Origin of the sequence: Paenibacillus salivarius (genome assembly GCF_051307165.1) — a bacterium.
Taxonomy (GTDB): Bacteria; Bacillota; Bacilli; order Paenibacillales; family Paenibacillaceae; genus Fontibacillus.
In genome coordinates, this window is the sequence record NZ_CP195592.1 from 1,393,288 (window position 1) to 1,416,657 (window position 23,370).

The 23,370-nt window shown below is 51.5% G+C and carries 23 protein-coding genes; 17 read left to right on the forward strand and 6 right to left on the reverse strand.

Features of this window, described 5'->3' with window-relative positions; all coding sequences use genetic code 11:
• Positions 1–19 precede the first annotated feature (19 nt).
• Together ACSFXJ_RS06185 and rfbF are read left to right on the forward strand one after the other, a co-directional pair.
• The gene (locus ACSFXJ_RS06185; protein WP_435924329.1) at positions 20–1,195 is read left to right on the forward strand and encodes a CgeB family protein; all 1,176 of its coding nucleotides are present in this window, start codon (positions 20–22) and stop codon (positions 1,193–1,195) included.
• Between the two features lie 163 nt (positions 1,196–1,358).
• A complete protein-coding gene (gene rfbF, locus ACSFXJ_RS06190; protein ID WP_435924330.1) occupies positions 1,359–2,129 on the forward strand; it encodes a glucose-1-phosphate cytidylyltransferase in 771 nt (256 codons plus the stop codon).
• 164 nt (positions 2,130–2,293) lie between these two features.
• Here rfbF and ACSFXJ_RS06195 read toward each other — a convergent pair whose 3' ends face one another.
• The 4 genes from ACSFXJ_RS06195 to rfbG are packed head-to-tail and all read right to left on the reverse strand — an operon-like array spanning position 2,294 to position 6,591.
• Positions 2,294–3,427, reverse strand: a complete 1,134-nt coding sequence (locus ACSFXJ_RS06195) for a DegT/DnrJ/EryC1/StrS family aminotransferase (RefSeq protein WP_435924331.1) — start codon at positions 3,425–3,427, stop codon at positions 2,294–2,296.
• A 14-nt stretch (positions 3,428–3,441) separates the two neighbouring features.
• Positions 3,442–4,116, reverse strand: a complete 675-nt coding sequence (locus tag ACSFXJ_RS06200) for a GNAT family N-acetyltransferase (protein WP_435924332.1) — start codon at positions 4,114–4,116, stop codon at positions 3,442–3,444.
• Between the two features lie 25 nt (positions 4,117–4,141).
• Complete coding sequence (locus ACSFXJ_RS06205) at positions 4,142–4,909, reverse strand: glycosyltransferase family 2 protein (RefSeq protein WP_435924333.1); 768 nt, start codon at positions 4,907–4,909, stop codon at positions 4,142–4,144.
• A 2-nt stretch (positions 4,910–4,911) separates the two neighbouring features.
• Entirely contained in the window at positions 4,912–6,591 is a 1,680-nt protein-coding gene (rfbG, locus tag ACSFXJ_RS06210; RefSeq protein ID WP_435924334.1) for a CDP-glucose 4,6-dehydratase, read from the reverse strand.
• A gap of 200 nt (positions 6,592–6,791) precedes the next feature.
• On the opposite strand from rfbG, the gene ACSFXJ_RS06215 reads away from it, so the two are divergent.
• The 7 genes from ACSFXJ_RS06215 to ACSFXJ_RS06245 all read left to right on the forward strand — a co-directional run bounded on the left by ACSFXJ_RS06215 (position 6,792) and on the right by ACSFXJ_RS06245 (position 13,090).
• Positions 6,792–7,301: a hypothetical protein gene (locus tag ACSFXJ_RS06215; RefSeq protein WP_435924335.1), complete on the forward strand. Its 510-nt coding sequence runs from the start codon at positions 6,792–6,794 to the stop codon at positions 7,299–7,301.
• A 233-nt stretch (positions 7,302–7,534) separates the two neighbouring features.
• Positions 7,535–8,539 carry a CgeB family protein gene (locus ACSFXJ_RS06220; protein ID WP_435924336.1) on the forward strand — a complete coding sequence of 335 codons (1,005 nt, stop codon included), beginning with the start codon at positions 7,535–7,537 and terminating at the stop codon, positions 8,537–8,539.
• Positions 8,536–9,648, forward strand: coding sequence for a DegT/DnrJ/EryC1/StrS family aminotransferase (locus ACSFXJ_RS06225; RefSeq protein ID WP_435924337.1), 1,113 nt, complete (start codon positions 8,536–8,538; stop codon positions 9,646–9,648). Before ACSFXJ_RS06220 ends, ACSFXJ_RS06225 begins: the two co-directional genes overlap by 4 nt.
• A complete protein-coding gene (locus ACSFXJ_RS06230) occupies positions 9,645–10,712 on the forward strand; it encodes a Gfo/Idh/MocA family protein (RefSeq protein ID WP_435924338.1) in 1,068 nt (355 codons plus the stop codon). Before ACSFXJ_RS06225 ends, ACSFXJ_RS06230 begins: the two co-directional genes overlap by 4 nt.
• The gene (locus ACSFXJ_RS06235; protein ID WP_435924339.1) at positions 10,709–11,668 is read left to right on the forward strand and encodes an NAD-dependent epimerase/dehydratase family protein; all 960 of its coding nucleotides are present in this window, start codon (positions 10,709–10,711) and stop codon (positions 11,666–11,668) included. Before ACSFXJ_RS06230 ends, ACSFXJ_RS06235 begins: the two co-directional genes overlap by 4 nt.
• Positions 11,665–12,654, forward strand: coding sequence for a glycosyltransferase family 4 protein (locus ACSFXJ_RS06240; protein WP_435924340.1), 990 nt, complete (start codon positions 11,665–11,667; stop codon positions 12,652–12,654). The genes ACSFXJ_RS06235 and ACSFXJ_RS06240 overlap by 4 nt, the downstream gene beginning before the upstream one ends.
• A 25-nt stretch (positions 12,655–12,679) precedes the next feature.
• Positions 12,680–13,090, forward strand: coding sequence for a hypothetical protein (locus tag ACSFXJ_RS06245; protein WP_435924341.1), 411 nt, complete (start codon positions 12,680–12,682; stop codon positions 13,088–13,090).
• Positions 13,091–13,211: 121 nt separating this feature from the next.
• On the opposite strand, the gene ACSFXJ_RS06250 is transcribed toward ACSFXJ_RS06245, so the two are convergent.
• Positions 13,212–14,138 (reverse strand): DUF4855 domain-containing protein, encoded by a 927-nt coding sequence (locus tag ACSFXJ_RS06250; protein WP_435924342.1) that lies wholly within the window; start codon positions 14,136–14,138, stop codon positions 13,212–13,214.
• Positions 14,139–14,412: 274 nt separating this feature from the next.
• On the opposite strand from ACSFXJ_RS06250, the gene ACSFXJ_RS06255 reads away from it, so the two are divergent.
• The 5 genes from ACSFXJ_RS06255 to ACSFXJ_RS06275 all read left to right on the forward strand — a co-directional run bounded on the left by ACSFXJ_RS06255 (position 14,413) and on the right by ACSFXJ_RS06275 (position 19,184).
• The gene (locus ACSFXJ_RS06255; RefSeq protein ID WP_435924343.1) at positions 14,413–15,408 is read left to right on the forward strand and encodes a glycosyltransferase; all 996 of its coding nucleotides are present in this window, start codon (positions 14,413–14,415) and stop codon (positions 15,406–15,408) included.
• A 1-nt stretch (position 15,409) separates the two neighbouring features.
• Positions 15,410–16,444: a glycosyltransferase family protein gene (locus tag ACSFXJ_RS06260; RefSeq protein WP_435924344.1), complete on the forward strand. Its 1,035-nt coding sequence runs from the start codon at positions 15,410–15,412 to the stop codon at positions 16,442–16,444.
• Positions 16,445–17,149, forward strand: a complete 705-nt coding sequence (locus ACSFXJ_RS06265) for a DapH/DapD/GlmU-related protein (protein WP_435924345.1) — start codon at positions 16,445–16,447, stop codon at positions 17,147–17,149.
• 29 nt (positions 17,150–17,178) lie between these two features.
• Positions 17,179–18,525: a nucleotide sugar dehydrogenase gene (locus tag ACSFXJ_RS06270; RefSeq protein WP_435924346.1), complete on the forward strand. Its 1,347-nt coding sequence runs from the start codon at positions 17,179–17,181 to the stop codon at positions 18,523–18,525.
• 104 nt (positions 18,526–18,629) lie between these two features.
• Complete coding sequence (locus tag ACSFXJ_RS06275; RefSeq protein ID WP_435924347.1) at positions 18,630–19,184, forward strand: hypothetical protein; 555 nt, start codon at positions 18,630–18,632, stop codon at positions 19,182–19,184.
• Positions 19,185–19,245: 61 nt separating this feature from the next.
• Here the strand turns inward: ACSFXJ_RS06275 and ACSFXJ_RS06280 are convergent, their stop codons facing one another.
• On the reverse strand, positions 19,246–20,208 hold the full coding sequence (locus ACSFXJ_RS06280; RefSeq protein WP_435924349.1) for a DUF4855 domain-containing protein: 963 nt from the start codon (positions 20,206–20,208) through the stop codon (positions 19,246–19,248).
• Positions 20,209–20,272: 64 nt separating this feature from the next.
• On the opposite strand from ACSFXJ_RS06280, the gene ACSFXJ_RS06285 reads away from it, so the two are divergent.
• The 3 genes from ACSFXJ_RS06285 (at position 20,273) to tnpA (ending at position 23,242) form a co-directional block, all read left to right on the forward strand.
• Positions 20,273–21,256 (forward strand): glycosyltransferase, encoded by a 984-nt coding sequence (locus ACSFXJ_RS06285; protein ID WP_435924350.1) that lies wholly within the window; start codon positions 20,273–20,275, stop codon positions 21,254–21,256.
• Positions 21,257–21,361: 105 nt separating this feature from the next.
• Entirely contained in the window at positions 21,362–22,582 is a 1,221-nt protein-coding gene (locus ACSFXJ_RS06290; protein WP_435924351.1) for a YhcN/YlaJ family sporulation lipoprotein, read from the forward strand.
• 186 nt (positions 22,583–22,768) lie between these two features.
• Complete coding sequence (tnpA, locus tag ACSFXJ_RS06295) at positions 22,769–23,242, forward strand: IS200/IS605 family transposase (protein WP_025848656.1); 474 nt, start codon at positions 22,769–22,771, stop codon at positions 23,240–23,242.
• Positions 23,243–23,370 lie beyond the last annotated feature (128 nt).

Here is a 23,370-nt window from a genome sequence, read left to right on the forward strand (position 1 = left end):
TCCTCCAAGGAGAGTGGAAATGTTGGCGAAACAATATCGCGAGGCAGAAACCGCAAGAAAAAAGGCTCTGAGAACAAGACAGCCGAGAGCGGCAGTACCTGCTCCGAAAGCCGCACCGACAAGGCAGCTAGGCAGAACGGCCGGCTTTCAGGAAGGCTTCGACGAAGGATATTTGCGCGGGAGAATGGATGTATTGGCGAGCAGGCCGGCCCCTGTCTTTCCGTTAAGGCAAATTCATGTCATGTATATCACTTCAGGCAAAGAGTTTCCATATTCGCCGGTTGATGAAGGGATCCAAGAAACCCTTCGTTCCCTTGCCGCCACCGTTACGGTCGCGAATCCATCTCAGCCCGTCGCCCAACTGGCCGCCGAGCTCAGACCCGATCTGGTACTGGCGCTGGACGGGTGGAATTTGCCTCTCGAGCAAGTCGACGAAATCCGGGGAATGGGGATCAGAACGGCGCTCTGGCTGACGGATGATCCCTATTATACGGACGTTACCGAGAAACTCGTGATGCATTACGATTATATTTTTACATTGGAATTGAGTTGCGTTGATTTTTACCGGCAAAAGGGTTGCGCAAATGTCCATTACCTTCCTTTCGCCGCTTATACCGGCTATTACCGGCCGCTTCGCGACCGGGCGGCAAACCCGCGCAATATCTCCTTTGTCGGCAGCGCCTTCTGGAACCGGGTCGACTTCTTCAGACCGATCATCAACGATATGATGGATCGGGGGCTTTACATCAACGGCTTTTGGTGGGATCGCCTGTTTGAGCCCGGCACTTACCCCGGCAGAGTGGAAATGGATAAATGGATGGGCCCTCAAGAGACGTCGGAGATTTACAGCAGCAGCAAAATAGCGATCAATTTGCACCGGTCATTCAACGATGCTTCGGTAAATATCAACTCCGCGATGATCGAAGCGTTGTCCCCGAATCCGAGAACGTTCGAAATCGCGGCCAGCGGCACGCTGCAAATCGTGGACGCCCGCAGCGACCTGGCCAGATTTTATACGCCCGGCGTAGAAATAGAGACCTTCGGTTCGCAGGAGGAGTTGCTTGGAAAGATCGACTTTTATCTGAACCATGAAAAAGAGCGCCGCGATATTGTGCTCCGCGCGTTGGACCGGACTTTGCGCGAACATACGTATGCCCACAGATTGAACGAACTTTTATCGGTCGTCTTCGGTTAATCCCGCCGACACTCTCCATAAAGAGGAACGGAAGAATCGGACTTATATAGCACTCTCAAATATATGATAATGCCCGTACTATAGCTGTACCTGTCAAAGCGGTAGACGTCACATATAATATCGTATACTTCTTCCAAACCTCTTTATAGAACGGAGAATGCTCATGAAAGTTGTCATATTGGCGGGAGGGCTGGGCACCCGGATCAGCGAAGAGACCCAAACCAAGCCAAAGCCGATGGTCGAGATCGGCGGTAGGCCGATACTTTGGCATATCATGAAAATTTACAGCCATTACGGGTACAACGAGTTCATCATCTGCCTTGGATATAAGGGAGAAGTCGTCAAGGAGTATTTCGCTAATTATTTGCGCAATCATTCCGATGTGACCTTTGAATATCCAAGCGGAAACTCCAGGTTTTATAATACGCAGGCCGAGCCGTGGAAGGTGACTCTGGTCGATACGGGCAGCGAGACGATGACGGGTGGAAGAATCAAACGGATACGGCCGTATGTCGGCGACGAGCCTTTTATGCTGACTTACGGCGACGGGGTATGCGATGTTCCTTTGAAGGATCTCGAGGCATTCCACAAGTCCCACGGCAAGCTGGCCACCGTAACCGCCGTACAGCCCGCAGGCAGATTTGGCGCGCTTTCGATCGAGGAAGACGGAACCGTCAATCAGTTCAACGAGAAAATGAAAGGCGACGGCAAGTGGGTAAACGGAGGATTTTTTGTATTGCAGCCTGAGGTTTTCGATTATTTGACGGACGATACCACGGTTTTTGAACAGGAGCCGCTCATCAATCTTGCCTCGGGCGGACAGCTTCGCGCTTACAGGCATGACGGCTTCTGGTATGCGATGGATACATTGCGGGATAAAAACCACCTGCAGTCCCTTTGGGACTCCGGGAAAGCTTCTTGGAAAGTATGGTAAGGAGCGATAAGAACCGCTGTAATGACACTTTGATGGCAAGGTGTCTTACGGCGGTTTCTGTATTTGAAGATCAAGTTCTGACCCGCTTCAAGTTTCGTTCCAACAAGAAAAAGCGCGGGTTCCGGGGACATTGTCCCCTTCGGAATCCGCGCTTTTTTTTGCGTTTATGCGTCGTAGGATCGAATACTTTCATTCACGTATTCGACTTCTTGGTCCGTCAAATCGGGGAACAGCGGGAGCGTAACCAGCTGTTTCCAGACGGATTCCGCCACCGGGGTATCCCCTGCGTCATACTTCATGAACAAAGGTTGCATCGGTAGCGGCATATAGTGAACCCCCGTCGACACCCCTTGAGCCTGCATGTGGGTAATAAAGCGTTCCCTGTCCTGTACCCGCACGATAAAAGCCCAGTAAGAGGAGTCCTGTAAATGATAAGGGATCGCGGGGCGGATGTAATCCAGGTCCTTCATGGACTCCAGATATTCCCCGATGATCCGTTCTCTCCGCCGGTTCATGCCGTCAAGCTTTTGCAGTTGAACGAGACCGATCGATGCCATCAAATCATTCATATTATATTTATAGCCGATATCCGAAATTTCGTAATACCAGCCGTTCGTATCCGGATTCCCCAGCTCCGCTTCTTCGTAACGAACCCAGGTGTCTTTGTTGATGCCGATCCACCGGGAATGCCGGAGCGGCTTCAGCAATTCGGCGTCGTCGGAGGAGATCATTCCTCCGTCCCCGGTCGTCATGCACTTTTTCTCTTCAAAGCTAAAGCAGCCGATATCCCCCCAAGTTCCCAGCGGCTTGCCTTTATATTTGCCGCCGGCCGTGTGGGCGCAATCTTCGATGACTTTAAGCCCCCGCGATTTCGCCCATGCGACGAGATCGTCCATCGGCACCGGATGGCCGCCGAAATGAACCGGCATCACGGCGACGCAATCCTTGTCGACTTTTCTTTCCAGGTCCTCGAGACTGATGCCGAGGGTCTTCTCATCGACATCGACAAAGACCGGGATCAGCCGGTTGTACAGGACCGCCATCGCTGTTGCCGCAAAGGTCAGGGCGGGAACAAGCACTTTTTTTCCTTCCGGAAACCGGTAAGCGGACAGAGCAAGATGAAGGGCGGCCGTGCAGGAGTTGACCCCTACCGACGCTTTGGCGCCGATATATCCGCTCCAGCGGCGTTCGAATTCCGTTACCTTCGGACCCAAACCAAGCCATGCGCTGGTAAACGAATCCTGGATGCTTTCCAGTTCCTCCTTGCCGACGGAAGGTTTAAACAGTCTGACTTTCATGTCCGACCCGCCTTTCAATTTGTATCATTTTGTTTAAATAACTTCAAAAACATCTCCCGTTTGATTCTCGATGTGACCATTTCCCTCTCGGGAGGGGTGTTTGTCCCCGGCGGCGCCGGAATCCAGCGGATCACGCCGTCTTCCTCCGTTCGGACCAGCGGCTCCCGCTTGATTTGTTCGGCCCCCAAGTCGCGGTGCATGCGCAAGGCGCGCTGATTATCCGCAAAGACGTGGAGGTAACCCTCTTCAATGTCAAGCGCTTCAATGGACCAGAGGCCGAGGGTAATCAAAGCGTAAATCATGATGTTGCCGAATTTCCCTTTTCTCCCCCGGAGCAGGTTGTCGAATTCGCATGTCTTCTTTTCCTCGTCGTAATCAAACAATCCGATTTGACCCACAGGGGTGTTTTCTTCGTCATCCACAAAGAATAAGATCCGCTGATCATCGTGGAGCACATGTTCCAGCCATCGGCGGGTACTTTCCTCGGACACCGGAAAACGGGTCGCGAACCATTCGGAGTAAGCTTCTCTCCATTCGGCCATCGCTATGATTTCGTCCCTATTTTGGAGCGTATCGAACGTAATCGGCCGTAATCTGCCGCGGATCTTGCCCTTGACGGGGATCGGGATGCAGCTGGAGTCAATGGAACTTGCGGGGGTTTGTTTTAGAGTCCGCAATATTTCACTCATTTTGAACAATCCCTTCCGTTTCGCTTTAAGCGTAACCGTTCAGCTTGGCGAATCTTTCAAAAACTTTGTGATCCAATTCGGCAATCTTTTGCGCATACTTTGATTGGGACAATTGCTCGGAATGGAAGCGCAGGTAGCTCAGCGGTTGAACGAGATAGATCGCATGGCCGCGGGTCATCAGGCTGAACCAGGTAGCCATATCCACCGCAAACAGCACCTGTTTGCCGGCGAGCACGCCGAAAGGCTCAAGAAGGTCCCTTCTGCGGAACAGAGCCGTCGTCGGTTCGCCGATATAGTTGGTTTGGTCTTGAAGCATTTCCCGGGTCAATACTCGGCCGTCAATCACCGTATCCACGGGACGAACAAGCTTGAAAGTGCCCAGTGGCGGGACGAAGATGCGTTTGCCTTTGCTGTCGATGACCCTTCTTTGGGAAGTAACGAGAACGACATTGGTGTGGCTGAGAATATGGCGCATCATAATTTCGATTTTGCGGGGGTGGAACAGATCATCGTCGTTTAAATAGTTGATATACTCGCCGTTGGCAAGATTAAGGATTCGCTGCTGGTTGGGGAGCGGGCCGATGTTCTCCGAGTTGCGATAATAGCGGATCGCCGAGCCCCGGGGGTGCGACCGGTGTTTTGCGACGATTTGCTCCGTCAAATCGTTCGTGCTGTTGTCGCTGACGACAATTTCGATATTGGGATAAGTTTGCATCAACGCGCTGGCCAAAGCCTGCTCGAAATAATGCGGACGGTTATGGGTCGGGATCAAAATACTAACCAAGGGGTTCATTATCATCTCTCCTTTGTTTTTTGCGCCTGAATCCGTTTGAATTCATCAAGCGAAGGAAGGGAAAGGTCCCTTTCCGAAATGACCGGTTTCAGAATGGGCCAGGTGATACGCAGGCTTTCGTCATTCCAAATGACGCCGCCTTCATGCTGCGGAGCATAAGGCTGGTCGACTTTATAGACGACCTCGCAATCGTCGGTCAGCGCACAGAAACCATGGGCGTAGCCTTTGCCGATATATACCATCCGATGGTTGTTTTCCGTCAGCAAAATGGAGTCCCATTGACCGTAGGTCGGGGATCCGGGCCGCAGATCGACGAACACATCAAAGATCGCTCCCCGGGTGACCCGAACGAGCTTGGTCTCCGAGTAAGGTTCGTGCTGCAAGTGCAGTCCGCGAATCGTGCCTTTTCTTTGCGAGTAAGACCGGTTTTCTTGGACCCAATCTCCTGTCAACCCATGCTCCTTAAAAATCTTCCGGTCATAGATGCGCGTAAAATGTCCGCGGTGATCATGATTGGGACGGAGGATGATTTCGTAAACCCCCTGCAGTTTGCAAGGCTGAATGATCATCCTGCCCTCCCCCCCTTTCGAATATTCATTGATTTGCCGGAGGCTGAATGCTCTCATGTCTTCTTTCAGGTGCCAGGCTTTGTACCAAGCCACGGTTTGGGCTACGGCGGGGCGGAGACTCCAGCGCGGCCGCCAGCCAAGTTCCTGTCTGGCCATGGAGCTGTCCAGGTTCAGGTACATGGCTTCATGGGGATTGGCTTCGTTCAATTCGCTGGTGAACGAGGCTCCTTCTCCCCATTCCTCGCACAGAATGCCCGCAAGCTTTTCGACGGAAGCCGAGCTTGCATAGTCCGGTCCGAAATTCCAGCCCCGCGCAAATGGAGCTTTGGATTCCGTCAGCTTTTGAGCCAGCAGCAGATATCCCGACAATGGCTCGAGAACGTGCTGCCATGGACGGATGGCCTTCGGATAACGCAGCCGGATCGGCTGCTTCTCCAATATGGCCCGGATCCCGTCCGGAATCAGACGGTCCTTGCTCCAGTCCCCCCCGCCGATGACGTTGCCGGCTCTCGCGGTGGCAATCGGAACGATCGGTTCGGAGGAACCCGAAGGGTGAAAGAAGGCACGCCGGTAACTATCGGTAACGATCTCCGATCCGGCCTTGCTGCCGGAATAGGGATCTGCACCGCCCAGTCGGTCGGTTTCGCGGTACCCGTACGCCCACTCCCGGTTGTCGTAACACTTATCGGACGTGACATTGATGACGGCCGAGACCTCCGACCCGCGCTCGATGGCCTGCCTTACCGCTTCCAGCAGGTGGACCGTTCCCATAATATTGACGTCAAACGTGGCGACCGGGTCGTCATAAGACTCCCGGACAAGCGGCTGGGCGGCCATATGAATGACGATATCCGGATCCGTTTTGCACAGCGCGGCCGTTAAGGCATCGAGGTCGCGGACATCACTATAAAAAGAAGTGATTATATCATCCATGCGGCAAATCTCGTAAATGCTGGGCTCGGTGGCAGGCTTAAGCGAATATCCGGTAACCTGTGCGCCCATGGAGTGCAGCCACAGACTTAGCCAGGTACCCTTGAACCCCGTATGCCCGGTTAAAAACACCTTTTTCCCTTTCCAGAAGCCGGGTGACGGTTCCGGCTTTTCGAGCGCCATTCCTTGTTTCCTCCCTTCCATGTACTGATTATTGTTCAAATAAATGAAGATAGCTGATCGTTCATAGGCATCATATGGTGTAGAGAAGCCCCACGAACCTGGCAAAAAACTACGGGACTATTAAATTTAAAAAATATGTATTCATCCAAGCACGAGGCTGTTTTATGCATAGAATAGCAGCGAGAAAGGAGGGATTACGGATGAATGATTTGGAAATCAGACTGCAGCAGATTTCTACGATGCTGCAAGGATATGTACAGAACGAAAATCATCCGGTCGGTAAATTGTTCAGAATACTCGGGGAACTTCAATCGAATACAGAAGCAGTCCAAAACGGCGGTGGCGATTCGCAATCGTTGGCCCAATTCCAACAGCAGATGAATGCGCTGAACCTGGATGACGAACAAAGAAGAGAGCTTAGCACTGCGCTTGCGTCCGCGGCTCGCGAAGAATCGGCAAGCTCACCTTTGGCTGCAGCCGGTTTCAGCCCGCAAATTCTGAACGATCTTACGAGCCAACTGAACAACATTCACAATCTGATCAGAGATCCGAACGTGAACCCGGAAACGGCGCTTTCCGCAATTCGCCCATTCTACAACCAGCTCAGCTCGGTTCTCGGCAACTTTGCGGGATCATTCAATCTGAATGGTAACGCGCTTCTCGGCAATTTGCAGAACCTGCTGAGAAATCAAAGTCAGATTCGCTTGTAACGGTTTGATACGGGAGGTCCTCTCGAAAGGTGCTCATGCCCTTGCGAGAGGTCCTTTTTTATTGATGGCTTGTTCGGATTAAGTTCCCGCTTACGGAGCCGCAAGCATTGCATGCGCCCGAATTTTATGGCTCGTATTTGTGCGCCTGCCGTGCCATTCCACGGCTCATGCCATAAGGTAATGTAGTCGAACATATCGCAGATAAAGGGGCTTGACGGGAGGAGAGAACGTGTTTGGAAGCGCGAAGAATCTTTTTTTTGAATCATCTGTCATGCTATATCAACAGCCTGGGTGACGCCTTAAGCCAGCACGGCCACAAACTGCATTATCAGTCGTCCTGGAACCGGCGGGAAATCGAAGCGGCGATTGCCTACTTTCGGCCGGAGATTCTGATTACGGTCGGCTATGACAAACCGATGGCCGAGTTTCCTTTGGAAGTCATTCCCGACTGGTGCGAGAAATACGGCATGCTCCAAATCTATTGGGCTACGGAAGACAAAATCCATTTCGAAAGGCTGTCGCAAAAAGCGGTTCGGCGGCTGAAACCCGACCTCGTCTGGACGATTCATCCCGATTGCGTCTCCCTGTACAGAGACATGGGGATGGCGTCCGAGTTTCTGAACTTTGCTTTTAATCCGCGCCTTTTCCCGGGGAAGCCGGCCGCAGGGACGGAGCGGTATGACATCGCTTTTGTCGGAACGACGCACCTGGAGACGAAGACGTACCGTTATGACAGCTTGAAGGAGCTGTTGTTTCCGCTGGTCGCTTCACCGGAGGACGTTCATGTTTGGGGCGGTAACTGGAGGGAAAACGCTTCGCTGCTCAAACGGGAATTTGGCATGGCTCTTCCGGCCTCCTGCATCCACGGATTTCTGCCGTATAAAAGAACGGCGGGGATCTATCATGACAGCAAAATTATGCTTGGCGTGCAGAATGCCAGGGACCAGGTTACCCAGCGTACGTTTGAAATTCTCGGCTGCGGCGCATTCATGATTGCCAGCCGGACGGAAGAGTTGGAAGGGCTGTTCGAGCACGAAAAAGAGATCGTGTTTACGTCGGGGCCCGACGAGACATTGGAGCTTGCCCGGCACTATTTGAAGCATCCCGAGAAACGTACCGCCATCGGCCGCCGGGCAAGAGAAAAAGTGTTGTCAAGACATACGTTTTCCGGCGAGTTGAGACGCGTTTGGCCTGGCGTTGAACAATATATAAAGGAAAAGAGAGGTATCGTTCTATGATTGAATTAGTACCGCTTGCCCGTCAATTTCAATCGATTCTGCCCGAAATGGTGGCGGCAATTACGGAAACCATCGAATCCGGGAAATATGTGCTGGGCCCGAACGTCAAAAAGCTGGAGAGCGAAATTTCAGGCTATTTGGGGGGTTCCCATGCGGTCGGGGTTGCCAACGGCACGGATGCCTTGGTGCTGACATTGGACGCCCTCGGAATCGGCCCCGGGGACGAGGTGATCACGACCCCGTTTACGTTTTTCGCTTCGGCGGAAGCGATATCCCGCGTCGGGGCCGTGCCGGTATTCGCCGATATTGATCCGGACACCTACTGCATAGACCCCGCCCGTATTGAAGAAAAAATAACGCCCGCCACGAAAGCGATCATTCCGGTTCATTTGTTCGGCCAATCCGCCGATATGGATGAAATCATGGATATCGCGGATCGCCACGGCCTGAAGGTCATCGAAGATGCGTGCCAGGCGTTCGGCGCGGAATATAAGGGTCGCCGCGTCGGAAGCATCGGCCATGCGGCCTGCTTTTCGTTTTTTCCGACCAAAAATTTGGGCACCGTCGGCGACGGCGGATTGATCGTCACTTCCGACGATGAGCTTGCCCGGCGGCTTCGGCTTCTTCGCCAGCACGGCAGCGACAAGAAATACTATCATACCACCCTCGGTTATAACAGCCGTTTGGACGAACTCCATGCGGCCATCCTCCGCATTGCCCTGACGAAAATCGACGACTGGAACAAAGAACGGATGCGTCTGGCCGGACGATATCGCGAGGCGCTGAAGGAACTTCCGTTTCTTGCGATTTCTCCGGAACAGGGAGACCGGACGCACATTTACCACTTGTTTTGTGTGGAGTCTGCGCAGAGGGAAAAGTTGCTGGAAGCTCTTCAACACCAAAACATTCAGTCGGGTGTGTACTACCCTCGTCCTCTTCATTTACAGGAAGTCTATGCGCATCTCAATTACGGTCCCGGTGATTTTCCGGTTGCCGAGCGTCTGTCCGAACAACTTTTTGCCCTGCCTATAGGCGCTTTCCTTTACGAAGAGGAGCAGGATCAAGTGATCGCCGCTTTACGCACTGCGAAAGGGGAAACCCGGCCATGATCAAATTCGGTTTGGTCGGCTGCGGAAGAATTTCCGATCGGCATATCCGGTCCCTGGCCGCATGCGAAGGCGCGGAGCTTGCCGCGCTGTTTGATGTTCAGCCGGAACGCATGGTTGCGGCTGAGGAAGAATATGCTACATTATCCGGGAATAAGGGCGAGATAGCCAAGTATACCGAAATGGGACAGTTGCTTCAGGACCCGCAGGTTCAGGCTGTCATCATCGCGACCCCATCGGCTTTGCATGCCAAGCTCGCGAACGAGGCCATCCGCAGCGGAAAGCATGTCTTGCTTGAGAAACCGATGGCGTTATCCTTGGCAGACGCGGATGAAATCATCAGCCTTGCCCAAAAGCATGGGGTCATCGTGCAAGTGTGCCATCAATTAAGATACAAAAAGGTAATGACCCAGGTGAAGGATTTGATCGATTCGGGAGCGATGGGGAAATTGTATCTCGGAGTCGTATCGATGAGGCTGCAGCGGTCCGCCGCCTATTATGAAGCGGCCCCTTGGCGGGGGACTTGGAAACAGGACGGCGGGATGCTGCTGAATCAAGGAATTCATCTTATCGATCTTTTGCAGTGGTATTTGGGAGATGGCGAGAGGATTTACGGGAGCTTGCAACGGGGCTTGCTTATGAAGGAAACCGAGGATGTCGCTGCGGGCGTCGTGAATTTCCAAGGGGGCGCGATCGGGATCATAGAAGCCAACACCGTGACTTATCCGGGCAATTACGACAATGGCATTACCTTGTTCGGGGAAAAAGGAACGGTAAGTATCGGTGGCATCCGCCTGGATGAAATCCGCAAGTGGTCGTTTGCGGATCCGGAAGTCCCCGAACCGGTTATGGACCATGCCGGGGAGGAGCATGTGAGAATGTACAAACGGTTTATCGAGGCGGCAGAAAATGGAGCGGTAGTAGGACTGCTAGATGCGAAGGAAGGCAAAAAGGCGCTGGAGTTGATCTTCGCCTTATACGATTCGGCGCTGAAAGGCCGCAGTGTGCCAATCCCATTAACATCTTTTCGTACGGAAATGATGTCCGATCTGGAGGTTGGATTATGAGCTATACTTTTGGCCGGGTGCTGGTGACCGGGGGGGCCGGGTTCATTGGTTCCCAGCTTCTGCTTAGACTTCTTCCCATTTCAGAACATATTACGGTGATTGACGATTGTTCGACAAGCCGGCGCGAGAACGTTCCTTCTTCGGACCGGATTACCTTTTATGAGACGTCTTATGTTAACGAAGAACTGTTGGAACGGGTGCTTCCCGGAACGGCCCATATTTTTCACCTGGCCTGCAGAAACCTCGTGATGTCCGCGGAAAATATGGACGACGACTACCATGTCAACTTGTACGGGGGCTATTTGTTGCTCAAAAAGGCGAAGCGGTTATGCCCGGATTTGCAGCGGTTCGTTTATACGTCCACGGCATCGGTTTACGGGAATGCCGAACAATTTCCGACTCCCGAGGGATGGTATCAAACAACGGTCCCATACGCGGCGAGCAAATTTTCCATGGAGCATTATTGCCAGGTTTACTTCAAGATGCATCGGCTGCCGGTTTCGGTGCTGCGGTTGTCGAATGTTTACGGTCCCGGCCAATTGACGACGAATCCGTATTGCGGGGTCGTTGCCAAATTTTTTGAAGAGGCGGAGCTTGGGAAACCTTTCACCATCTTCGGGGACGGGACGCAAACGCGCGATTACACCTACATCGACGATGCGATCGATGCGCTGTTGGCCGCGGCAGTGCTTCCGGAGGCGATCGGCAACGTCTTTAATGTCGGGACAGGGACGGAGACGACCGTGGCCCGGCTCGCGGAACTGATCTCCGAAATGGCCGGTCAGTCCGTAACGGATATTGACTGGAAACCGAAGCGAAAGGTGGACGTCGTCCACCGCAGATCTTTGGATTCCAGGATGTTGCAGGAAAAGCTTGGATGGAGGCCGCAGGTGGATCTCGTATCCGGTCTCAGAAAGACGGAACAGTGGAGAAAAGGAGGGAAGCCGCCGGAATGAGGATCTTTCACGGAACGCTGGAAATTGCCGGGCAAATGGGCATTATGTGCGGCGAATTGAAAAAGAGAGGACACCTTGCCACGGGCTATAACACGTATCATACCTACTTGGGGTATCGGGATCATTTGATCAACACGACGATCGAGGAACTGGGGAGCACGAGCCACCATCTTATCAATTTTTACGACGTATTTCATTTTCATTACGCGACAAGCCTGCTGAGCGGATATAAAGATTTGGAAATTATTAAGGAAAAAGGCAAAAAAATGGTCATGCACCATTGGGGCAACGACGTCCGTTTTCATGAGCAGGCACGGGAAAACAACCCTTACGTCTTTACGGGCGACTCTCCTCCCAACGAAGTGATCGACCGGCGCTTGACCGAAATATCCAAGTATATCGATGAAGCCATCGTGCAGGATTATGAAGTTTACGATTATGTGCGGCCTTATTACAAAAAAGTTCATGTCATTCCAATCTCCATCGATCTGGCCCCGTTTACGCCGGCTTATCCGGGCGGGAGGATCAAGCGGCCGCTGATCGTGCACGCCCCGACGCAGCGGGATTTCAAAGGAACGGCGGCCATCGAGGCGGCCATTCAAGAGCTGAAAAAGTCCTATGACTTCGAATATAAACGGATCGAAAAATTGAACCATGAGCAGGCGATTCGGATGTACCGCGAGGCCGATCTGGTCGTCGACCAGATTCGGTGCGGTTCTTACGGCTTGCTCAGTGTGGAAGCGATGGCGCTCGGCAAACCTGTGATTACCTATATCCGAAGCGATTTGGTCGAGAAGTTCCCTGCCGAGCTTCCGATCATGAACGCCAATCCGGATAACGTCGTTACCGCCATTCAGGTGTTTTTGGAAAACCCGTCTCTTTATGAGGATCTGGGGAGAAAGGGCAGAGCATATGCGGAAAAATATCACGCCAAGGATGTCGTCGTGAATCAAGTGGAAGAAGTGTATGCCAATCTGCCGTCATAAATGAAATGAGATCGGAGGTTTACCGATGAACACGTTGGAAAAATCGATGTTGTTTATTCCGAACCGTTACTCTGTCCATGGGAAAGAGATGTTCGTGTCTTTTAATATTGCGGTCATTCCCGAAGACATGGAAGTCCTGTCCATGAATCTGATCGTGCCCGTCAGCGCTCCTGCCACGGGAAAGCTTCATCTGCGGGAGATCCAACAGGGCTGGGACGAACAACATATATGGACGGCCCGGCCGTCTTGCACGGAAATCAAAGATTTTGTCCTGATTTCGGGGGGCATGCAAGGCGGGTTCGATGTGACCCGGTTGTCTAAACCTTGGCGGTTTGGCAGCATAGACAATCACGGGGTTTACGTAAGCTTGGAATCCGACGATGCCGCCTCCTTTTTGCTGGAGGATCCCCCTTATTTGCTTGTCTCCACCATTTGATTCCTTAAGGCGCATCGCACGGGAAGGGCTGCTTGAAGTGAAGCGGAAGAACCGCTTGCCTTCAGGCAGCCCTTTTTCATGCAAAAAAAGGCGGACAGCCGTTGCTGCCCCGCCCTTTTTATTAATAAACGATCCCTGGATAATTGACCCTCTGGTAGATCCCCTTAACGAACGTGTAAAGCCGGATGTACTCGGTAACCCTCTCTTTATATACCGATTCGAGGGTCTGGTTCGGAAATTGATAGACAAGGAACGAGTTGGTCATATAGTTTTGCTTTTCCGGGAGCCCGAAATTAAAGTAATCGAGATGATGTGAGTCGCTGTAAATCATGCCTTTTCCGAAAGTAATTTGAGTCCCCAGATGATAGAATTTCGCGAATCCCGACGAATTTTGAATCCAACTGGTATTGTAGCTGGTATTCCCCGTATAGTTTGGGTTTAATGCCACGACGTGAAAACCGAGCTTGTGCCATTGAATCACCCCGTTGGCTCCATAGTTGGGCAGCCACATGCTGAGCTGATTCCGGGAGGCGATCGCCCCGTTTACCCATTTCACAAGGTCTTCGTCATTGGTTTGCGGAATGATGGATTCCCTTTGCCATAAAAATCCTCTGAAGTCCAGTTTGTCGTGCAAATCGGTTCTCTGGTTCCATTTTGCATTGAATTGGTCGATCCACCAGACGATCGCCGCAAAGCGGTCGATATTCGACGAAAAATTCAGGTTGCGTCCCTGCACTTCTCCGAAAGCCTTTTGAAATTGGTGCGGATAAGGAATGGATACCCAAACATCCAGTTTGTCTCCCTTGGCAAGCCGGTGTAGGGCAGTCAGGTTGGCATCGGGAGCGAAGAGGGTGTCGATCCACTCCAGCCAGTCGTTTTTATCCGAAGGATCGCCGAAGCCGACATACAGCGGGTACATGAAATGGTTGTTATCTCTTGTACGGATCCCGTTGAAAATGAACCCCTTGAACATGTTGTCTATCGGCTGGCCGTTCAACACGTAATTCGTGTAATAGCGCAATTGATCTTCCTTCCAAGTCAGAGGCATTTCGTTCAATAAATCTCCGCACGGTATCATGCATACCTGGTTTTTTAACTGATAGGCCTGCGGTGATAAATACCCAACAGCCGACGCAGGAATCATTTTTTCACACTCCAGCCATAATGGTTTTTGTTCTTTTAACAATAAATAGTATGTTTTCAGAAATAGGATTGACCTAGACGAAAATCCAATTTTGTCCTGAGCACTGGCAACCGTCTCTATAAATGAATAAATCATAATGTCGGAAGGATGCAGTCATTTATTCGAGGGGAGGAGCAATATGAAGATCGTTCATGCGCCGACCGAAATCGCGGGTCAAATGCAGACCATCGTGAATGGGCTTCGGCTGGCGGGACATGAATCCTGCGGTTTTAACTGGTTCCTCAGCTATTTGAATTACAATGGCGGAATCAACATTACGGATGCTTACGAATTAATCCGAATCGTGGATCCGATTGCCGGGCATGCGGACGTGATCCATTTCCATAACGGAAATACTTTTCTGGCCAACAATTTCGACTTGCCTCTCCTGCATGCGAACGGAAAAAAGATGATCATGCACCATTGGGGCAATGATGTCCGCTCCAAAAGGACCACCGCCCTGCTCAATCCTTACCCTGTTCCCCCCAGTTATTTTCCCGATGAGCGGATTCATCAAAATCTTTTATTTTCGAGCAAGTATATCAAACATGCCATTGTTCAGGATTATGAGCTCTATCCGCATGTCGCGGATTATTACGAGCATGTTCACGTTCTTCCCCTGGCTTGCAGGCATGAAGAAATCCCATTCGCTTATCCCGCCAAGGATAACCGGAATCCCGTCATTATCCATGCTCCCACAAACCGGGAATTCAAAGGTTCCGAATACGTGGAAAAAGCTATCGAGGAGTTGAAGGGGACAAAGACGTTCGAGTACCGTGCTATCGAGAAAATGAGCCATCAGCAAGCGATGAAAGCCTACTTGACGGCGGATATTATCGTTGATCAGATTTTGTGCGGAACTTACGGCATGTTGAGCGTTGAAGCGATGGCAATGGGGAAACCGGTTGTTGCTTTTGTAAGGGACGACGTAAAGGCAAAGTTTCCGCCTGAGCTGCCGATCGTGGTGGCGAATCCGGATAACATCAAATCCGTGCTTTCCACGCTGATCGATAACCCGGAAGCAAGATTTAACCTCGGTGTGGCGGGGCGCCATTATGTGGAGAAGTACCATAGCGTAAATTTCATCATTCCCAAGCTGCTGGACATTTATCAAAGCGTAAAGGGGGGAGAGTAGATTGATTCCGGCAAAAATCATGCACGTCCCGCTGGAAATCGCCGGCCAGGTCGGGCTGATCTGCGAGGCTTTGAAGAAAAAGGGGATCCATGCCGTCGGTTTTGACTATTTTCCGAATTACTTGAATTATAACCGGGTGATCCCCACCGATTCCTACGAGCTCATAAAGTTACTGGAATACAGCATTTTGAACTACGATCTGTTCCATTTCCATAACAGTTATACGTTCATTGAGGATAAGCGGGACATTCGGATGATCAGGGAGAACGGCAAGGCGGCAATCATGCATCACCGGGGTAACGATATCCGTTCGCATATGCGCGCAAGGGCCTGGAACGGATACCAAAACCCGTATGTAAATACGGAATCTTCATTCCCGGAAGAAGAAATCGAACGAAACCTGAAGTTTTTTGCCAAGCACGTATCGGCGGCGATAGTCCAGGATTATGAATTATATCCTTACGTGGCGGATTATTACGCGGCGGAAGGAAAAAAAGTGTACGTGTTGCCCAGATTGTTCATCCCATCCTCCGTAACTCCGATGGAGACGGCCCTTCGAAAAAAAGAGCCGCCGCTGATCGTACATGCGCCGACTCACCGTGAGTTTAAGGGAACCAACCACATTATCAAAGCGGTTGAGCAATTAGGGAAAGAGATCCCGCTTCGTTTCAAGCTCGTGGAAGGAATGGGTCACGACGAGGCCATGGCTTTGTATAAAGAGGCGGATATCGTGATCGACCAGGTGCTTTGCGGCGCATACGGCAATCTGAGCGTCGAAGCGATGGCCCTCGGGAAGGCGGTCATCTGTTACATCCGTCCGGATCTCGTGACGAAGTTTCCGGCCGATTTGCCGATTCTTTCCTGTAATCCCGACACGCTGTATGACGGCTTGAAGCAGCTGGTACTTCATCCGGAGCTGAGGGAACAACGGGGAAGACAGGGGATTGCCTATGTCAAAAACCACCATGATGCGGATCAAGTGATTTCGCAGCTGATCGCGATATATGAAGAAGTTTTGGGAAGGAGTTTACGGTAGATGGGCGAAAGCGCAGAGATTCTTTACGGAAAAAACGTGACGATCGGCGATCACGTCATCATCGAACCCGGGGTGGTGATCGGGGATGATGTCGCCATCGGAAATTTCGTCGTGATCAAGCAAGGTACGAACATCGGACGCGGGGTGCAGATCGGCGATTTGTGCGTGCTTGGAAAAAGGCCGTCCTCCAATCCCAAAATGTCTTTAAAACCGCCCGCGGAACTGCCGCCGCTGATGGTCGGCGACCGCGTCAAAATCGGCTGCAGCGTTGTGATCTATTGCGGCGTAGCCCTCGGGGAAGATGTGTTTGTAGGCGACATGGCCAGCATCCGGGAACGGGTCAGCATCGGAAGCAGCAGCATTATCGGACGCAATGTCATCGTAGAACCGAAAACGGAGATCGGCAGCCGGGTTACCGTTCAAACGTCATCGTATATCACCAGCGATATGGTGATCGAGGACCATGTTTTTATCGGTCCATGCTGCTCCACCTCCAACGATAAATACATGGGTCTCGGCAACTATCGCCATCAAGGTCCCGTTATCCGGCGTCATGCCAGAATCGGAAACAACGCCACCCTGCTGCCAGGGATCACGATCGGCGAACATGCGGTCGTCGGCGCGGGAGCGGTCATTACGAAAGATGTCCCTCCCGGAGAAACGTACGCCGGCAATCCCGGAAAACCGATCAAACCAAAGAATTAGCTATATTATGAACCGAGGAGGACGTATTTATGACCGGCAACACGAGGGATTCGATTCAAACCATTGCCGTGATCGGGCAAGGATATGTCGGGCTGCCGTTGTCCCTGCTTTTTATCTCCAAGGGTTTCACCGTGTACGGGGTAGACAAGGACCTTGGAAAAATCGGGGCGCTGTGCCGGGCCAAAAGTTACTTGCCCGATGTGACGGATGAGGAACTCGAACAAAGTTTGAAAACGGGGAGGTTTCACCCGACGGATCAAACCGATTGCATCACCGGGGTGGATGCCATTATCGTATGCGTACCTACGCCGCTCAATGCAGAGCATTCGCCGGACCTGACCATATTGGAAAGGGCGGTAGCCGACATCAGCCGTTATCTTCAAAAGGGTCAGCTGGTTATACTGGAAAGCTCCACTTATCCGGGAACGACGAGGGAGGTCGTAAAACCTCTTCTCGAACAAGGAAGCGGGTTGAATGCTGGGACTGATTTTCATATCGGTTACTCTCCCGAAAGAATTGATCCCGGGAATGAAGACTTCAAGGTAGAACAAATATCCAAGGTGATAAGCGGTTTGACTCCGGCATGCCTGGAACGGGCGGGGGATTTGTACGGAAGAGTGTTCGATAGTGTGGTGAATGTCTCGTCACCGGAAGTTGCGGAATTCACAAAGCTGCTGGAAAACGCCCACCGGCTGATCAATATCAGCTTTATTAATGAACTCGCAACCATCTGCGATGAGATGAACATCGATATTTGGGAAGTGATTGAAGCGGCCAAGACGAAGCCTTTTGGTTTCACCCCTTATTATCCGGGACCGGGGATCGGCGGACACTGCATTCCGGTCGATCCGCTGTACTTACAGTGGAAGGCGCAGAAGCTGGGGAAGACAAGCAAATTTATCGAAATCGCCGACGAAGTGAACCGGAACGCACCGCATTATATCGCAGGCAGGGTGGAGGCGTTGCTTGCGAAGCATCAAGCCCCGAAGCAGGCTAATTTGCTCATCTACGGTGTTGCGTATAAAAGGGATATTAACGACGTGCGTGAATCCCCCGCCCTGGATTTGATTTCCCTGCTTATACAGTCGGGACATCAAGTAAGCTACCATGATCCTTATATTGATGAGATCGAAGTAGGGGGAGAGATTTACAAAAGCGTCGATTTGAACGAGGAAATATTGCGAAATTCCCATTGCGTCATCATTGTAACGGATCATACCGTCATTCCGATCGACAAAATCGCCGCATACGCTCCCGTCGTTTTTGATACGCGAAATGTGACGGACAAATTGGAAAATACATCGCATATATACCGGCTCGGAACCGGAACAGGAATGATTGCACAGGAGGCAGCTTTCATAAATACGCAAAAATGAGCAGTTCACTTGGAGAGTTGACCCAATCAGGTAGCTGGAATGAAGCATAGGTTATACAGTCGGACGATAAGTCAGACGGGGTTATGACGAAAGGAGGTGAATTCATGGCTCTGATCTTGGATGGTTTCACGACGACGGCAAACACGGTGATTACTGCGGATACGGGGGCGCCTCCGGGGTCCCTGCCTACGCCGGCGATCGTTGTGCCGAAAGACCCGGAAATGCCTTTTATTAACGGAAACGGAACTTATATCTTCTCTCCGTTCGACGGACCGGGATCGACCGTTACCCTTGTGTCTACCTTCACGGTTCCATCAGGGCTTCTCCCGATCTTTACGGTAGGTTTGCCAATTACGGCATTTTTCGCTTATGCGGCGGACGAAACGGCAACTTCCACGGTTACCCTGGAAGCAATCAACCTGTTAGGTATCGTCGTTCTCACCGTGCCGATTATCACAGGCCTTGCCAACGGAGGAAACAAACAAAATGTGGCGATTGGTTCGGGTGATACGCTCTTGCTTGCTTCGCTCGGCCCATTGTCAGCCCTTAGATTTACGGTGACAACAACAGTAACGGCGCCTACCGAAGTGCCTTATCCTTTTGGTGCCGCAGGGGAGTATCTTGGCGAACTGCGCGTTCATGCTTTAGCTGTCGTGTAATATAAGGATGGAGAGGCTGCCGGGGGATCGGACTCCGGCAGCCTCATGTTTATTTTTGACCTCAATACGTAATCCCGGGATATGTTGTTTTTCGATAGTTTCCCTTGATGAACGCTTGAAGCCGTTCATAATATTCAGGCCGGGTTTCCAGAATGTTTGCAAGCCTTAGATTAGGAAACTGGTAAACGAGCAGGCTGTCGGAAATATAGCCGTTTTTCTCCGGAAGTCCATGGTTCAGGTAATCAAGAAAGTGAGTATCGTTGTATAGAATGCCTTTACCGTAAATGATCTGGAACCCTGCGCCGCAGGTTTTGGCCATTGTTGCGGCATGGTCGATCCATTCCACGCCAAAACCGGCGTTTCCGTAATAATTGGCATGGACCGCGGCATCGTCAAAGCCCAGCATTTTATGCCTTAAGGAACCATATCCCCCGTAATGCGGCAGCCAAATCGAATGGTAGCCAAGTGATGCAATGAGTCGGTTGGTTTGTTGCACCAAAGGTTCGTCGTTTTTGTCGATGGACTCCCTTTGCCAAAGAAAGCCGCGAAATACAAGGTTTTCGAAACGTTCGCCTTGTTGATTTAAACGTGCCAGAAACCGGCTGATCCACCATTCAACCGCTTCATACCGATCCTCGGCGATTTGAAAATTCAATTCCGTGCCTTGTACTTTTCCAAAATTCGTTTGGCGCATATGCGGGTAGGGAATCGATACCCAGATTTCGAGCGGCCGGTCCGCAAGGATGCTCAAAGCATCCCAATTGCGGTCAGGAGCGAAAAGGGAATCGATCCAACCGAGCCAATCACTTTGGTCTGCCATGGAGCCGTATGCCGCGTACATCGGATACATAAACCGTCCGGACCGCGATCCGAGTCCGTTGAAGAGAAAGCCTTCAAACAGCGGTTCGGGATCATGCGGTTGGATTGCATAATGAACATACGGTGCAAGATCGGATATGGTCCAAGAGGAGAATGTTTCCGGGGAAAGCCCCCCCAACGGGAGAACGCAGATATGTCTCGTCAATGTCTTGTCACTTCTCTTTCAGGAAGTATCGATATATGTATATGGTGAAGGGGGAGGAGCAGAATTGAAAATTGTTCACGCTCCGATGGAAATCGGCGGGCAAGTCGGACTCTTTTGCAAAGAATTAGCCGGAATGGGGCATGAGGCGGTCGGATATCATTATTTTCGGACGTTTCAGAATTATACGGAAAATATTGAGCTCACGGACCAATATGAATTGATGAAAAATTTCGGGGAAGCACTGGATTATTTTGACCTGTTTCATTTTCACTTCAATATGACCATGATTCCCGGTATGGATGATCTGAAGCTGATCCAACGTGCGGGAAAGCCGATGGTCATGCATCATTGGGGCAATGACGTCAGAATGCGAAGCATCGCCTCGCTCCATAATCCTTATGTCCGGATCGGCAATTCGCCGAAAGAGGAAGACATTGTGCGCCGATTAACGTTCGTCGGAAAATATGTACCGGTGGGTATCGTGCAAGACCGAGAAGTATTTGAATACGTGAAGCCATACTATAAAAAGGTCGTCATTCTCCCGCTGGCCATCGATGTCGAACGTCATCCTCCCGCTTATCCGAGTGAAGATGAAGCATGTCCTTTGATCGTTCACGCCCCTACGGACCCGCTGTTTAAAGGAACGGTGGTGATCGAGGAGATCATCGGCAAGCTGAAGTCGGAATATCCTTTACGCTATATGAGGATCGAAAAGCTGGGCCGTCAAGAAGCGTTGGCTCTTTACCGCCAAGCGGATCTTATCGTCGACCAGATTCTGTGCGGATCCTACGGATTGCTTGCGGTTGAGGCGATGGCGCTCGGGAAGCCCGTAATCGCTTATATCAGGGATGACCTGCTGAACGCGTTTCCCGGGAATCTTCCCGTTTGCAACGCCAGCCCGGATACCCTTTACGATGTGTTGAAAACATTGCTTCAATCAGGTTCCTTACGCAGGCAAAGAGGAATCGAAGGCAGAAAGTATGCGGAACATCATCACGACATTCGGGTTATTGGCCCCCAATTGCTCTCGATATACAGTCAATTGTAATTTTCCCGGCGGTTCCGATGTCAAAACTTTTCAGGATACCGTCGCCCCCGACGAGCCATTCTATAGCTGCAGTCATCATAGCTATGGAAGGGGAATGTTCATTCGATGCGTATGAAGAAAATGATTAACTTGTCATTGTCCGCTGCGCTTTTAGCCGGGATGGTCGGACTTACGGCCTGCGGTACCAGAACCGACAACAACAATGTCCGGACGCAGAGTGTTCGGAACCATGACGGACGCAATTATGACGTGAATTCTCTGCCCCAAGGAAACCGCAATTTTTCCCGGAGTGCCGGCAGCGGCCAAAACCAGCGCATTCGTTCTTTGACGTACAGCCCTTCGCTAAGTAATAAGGTTGCCGGGCTGAGCGATGTTCGAAGCGCTCATGTTGTCGTAACAGGCAATGATGCTTATGTTGCGCTAACGCTTCACGATAGGGCCGGAACTACGGGGACCGGAACGAATCGGACCGGAACGAATCGGACCGGAACCACGGGAACTGGAACTACCGGAACCCCCGGAATTACAGGAACCACAGGAACCACAGGAACCACAGGAACCACAGGAACTACCCGTACAGGAACTCTGGGTACGACATCCCGCATGTCCGGCATGTCGACAGGGCTTGGTAACACGACAGGCACGACGAACTACGGCGGTCCTTACGGTGCCGGATACGGAACCCGGGGAGCGGGAGATGACGGCCTTGGCCGCGGCTTTAACGGACGGTCGGGCGTTGTGGGCAATTTATTCGGCCTCGGCCAAGGAGGCACGACCGGTCGGAACACGACGGTTCCTAACGGTACGACAGGCTATGGGATGGGGAACTACGGCACGACAGGGAACGGCTATGGTTACGGCACAACCGGGCACGATTACGGTACCGGCGTAGGGGCCGGTACGATGAGAGGCGCGGGAACGGGTACGATGAGAGGCATGGGAACAGGCACGATGCATAACCTGGGGAACGGAACGACGGCGGGAAGAGTGACGGACTTCGTGCCGCAGCATGTGAAGGATGAAGTATCCAGAGTCGTGAAACGGTCCGCTCCGCACATTCGTAACGTATATGTATCCGGCGATACGGAATTCGTAAACCAAGTCGGAACCTATGCGACTCATTCCCGCGGGGGAGCAACGCTTCACGGATATATCGCGGATTTCGAAACCATGATTAATCGTGTTTTCCCTCACCGCACCGGAACGATGACCGGCCCGAACGGTTATGCGCCAACAACCCCTAACCGCATGCACAATACTACGACAGGCGGAGCGGGTGGAGCCGGGTTTACGACCGGTGGCTATTCCGGGGGAGTAACCCGCTAACGAAAAGAAAAAGACCGGGGCGCCTGCTTCGGTCTTTCTTATTATGGCTTTAGCCAGTTGAGCTCGCGAAGCGTGCGAAACAAAAAACCACCCGCTATGCGGGTGGAGGGATCTAGGGTTTGACCAACAAGACCATTCCCATAAAATTGAGATGTTCAGGCTCAATAATGAAAGGAATGGTCTTAGATGGCAAACAAGAGCTATAGCCTAGCTCACACGAAGTGGATGTGCAAATATCACATCGTGTTCACCCCGAAGTATAGACGGAAAGAGATCTATAATCAAGTGAGGAAAGACTTGATCGAAATATTCAAGCGTTTATGTAAATACAAGGGAGTGGAGATCATAGAAGGTCACATGATGCCAGATCATGTACATATGTTGGTGGCAATACCTCCAAAAATCTCAGTATCATCATTCATGGGATATCTAAAGGGAAAGAGCTCACTAATGATATTTGAGAAGCATGCCAGCCTGAAGTATAAATATGGAAATCGGAAATTTTGGGCGGAGGGATACTACGTCAGCACGGTGGGCTTGAATGAGGCCACTGTCGCAAAATATATACGTGAGCAAGAGGCACATGATCAAGCAGTTGATAAACTGAGTGTAAAAGAGTATGAAGATCCATTCAGCAGAAACAGTAGCAAGAAGAAGTAAACCAGTTTAACTGGTAAGTGAAAGTGACAAATAACACTGAGCCTGAACAACTTTATTGTCAGGCTAGCGTCTTTAGGCGCAGTTTGGCAACGAGGGGTTATACCCCAAGAGCAAACCACCCGTTGGAC

What these genes read in the sequence shown, in the direction of transcription:
- ACSFXJ_RS06185 (WP_435924329.1), top strand. Translation starts at nt 20, where the DNA reads ATGTTGGCGAAACAATATCGCGAGGCAGAAACCGCAAGAAAAAAGGCT.
- rfbF (WP_435924330.1), top strand. Translation starts at nt 1,359, where the DNA reads ATGAAAGTTGTCATATTGGCGGGAGGGCTGGGCACCCGGATCAGCGAA.
- ACSFXJ_RS06195 (WP_435924331.1), bottom strand. Translation starts at nt 3,427, where the DNA reads ATGAAAGTCAGACTGTTTAAACCTTCCGTCGGCAAGGAGGAACTGGAA.
- ACSFXJ_RS06200 (WP_435924332.1), bottom strand. Translation starts at nt 4,116, where the DNA reads ATGAGTGAAATATTGCGGACTCTAAAACAAACCCCCGCAAGTTCCATT.
- ACSFXJ_RS06205 (WP_435924333.1), bottom strand. Translation starts at nt 4,909, where the DNA reads ATGAACCCCTTGGTTAGTATTTTGATCCCGACCCATAACCGTCCGCAT.
- rfbG (WP_435924334.1), bottom strand. Translation starts at nt 6,591, where the DNA reads ATGGCGCTCGAAAAGCCGGAACCGTCACCCGGCTTCTGGAAAGGGAAA.
- ACSFXJ_RS06215 (WP_435924335.1), top strand. Translation starts at nt 6,792, where the DNA reads ATGAATGATTTGGAAATCAGACTGCAGCAGATTTCTACGATGCTGCAA.
- ACSFXJ_RS06225 (WP_435924337.1), top strand. Translation starts at nt 8,536, where the DNA reads ATGATTGAATTAGTACCGCTTGCCCGTCAATTTCAATCGATTCTGCCC.
- ACSFXJ_RS06230 (WP_435924338.1), top strand. Translation starts at nt 9,645, where the DNA reads ATGATCAAATTCGGTTTGGTCGGCTGCGGAAGAATTTCCGATCGGCAT.
- ACSFXJ_RS06235 (WP_435924339.1), top strand. Translation starts at nt 10,709, where the DNA reads ATGAGCTATACTTTTGGCCGGGTGCTGGTGACCGGGGGGGCCGGGTTC.
- ACSFXJ_RS06240 (WP_435924340.1), top strand. Translation starts at nt 11,665, where the DNA reads ATGAGGATCTTTCACGGAACGCTGGAAATTGCCGGGCAAATGGGCATT.
- ACSFXJ_RS06245 (WP_435924341.1), top strand. Translation starts at nt 12,680, where the DNA reads ATGAACACGTTGGAAAAATCGATGTTGTTTATTCCGAACCGTTACTCT.
- ACSFXJ_RS06250 (WP_435924342.1), bottom strand. Translation starts at nt 14,138, where the DNA reads ATGCCTCTGACTTGGAAGGAAGATCAATTGCGCTATTACACGAATTAC.
- ACSFXJ_RS06255 (WP_435924343.1), top strand. Translation starts at nt 14,413, where the DNA reads ATGAAGATCGTTCATGCGCCGACCGAAATCGCGGGTCAAATGCAGACC.
- ACSFXJ_RS06265 (WP_435924345.1), top strand. Translation starts at nt 16,445, where the DNA reads ATGGGCGAAAGCGCAGAGATTCTTTACGGAAAAAACGTGACGATCGGC.
- ACSFXJ_RS06270 (WP_435924346.1), top strand. Translation starts at nt 17,179, where the DNA reads ATGACCGGCAACACGAGGGATTCGATTCAAACCATTGCCGTGATCGGG.
- ACSFXJ_RS06275 (WP_435924347.1), top strand. Translation starts at nt 18,630, where the DNA reads ATGGCTCTGATCTTGGATGGTTTCACGACGACGGCAAACACGGTGATT.
- ACSFXJ_RS06290 (WP_435924351.1), top strand. Translation starts at nt 21,362, where the DNA reads ATGCGTATGAAGAAAATGATTAACTTGTCATTGTCCGCTGCGCTTTTA.
- tnpA (WP_025848656.1), top strand. Translation starts at nt 22,769, where the DNA reads ATGGCAAACAAGAGCTATAGCCTAGCTCACACGAAGTGGATGTGCAAA.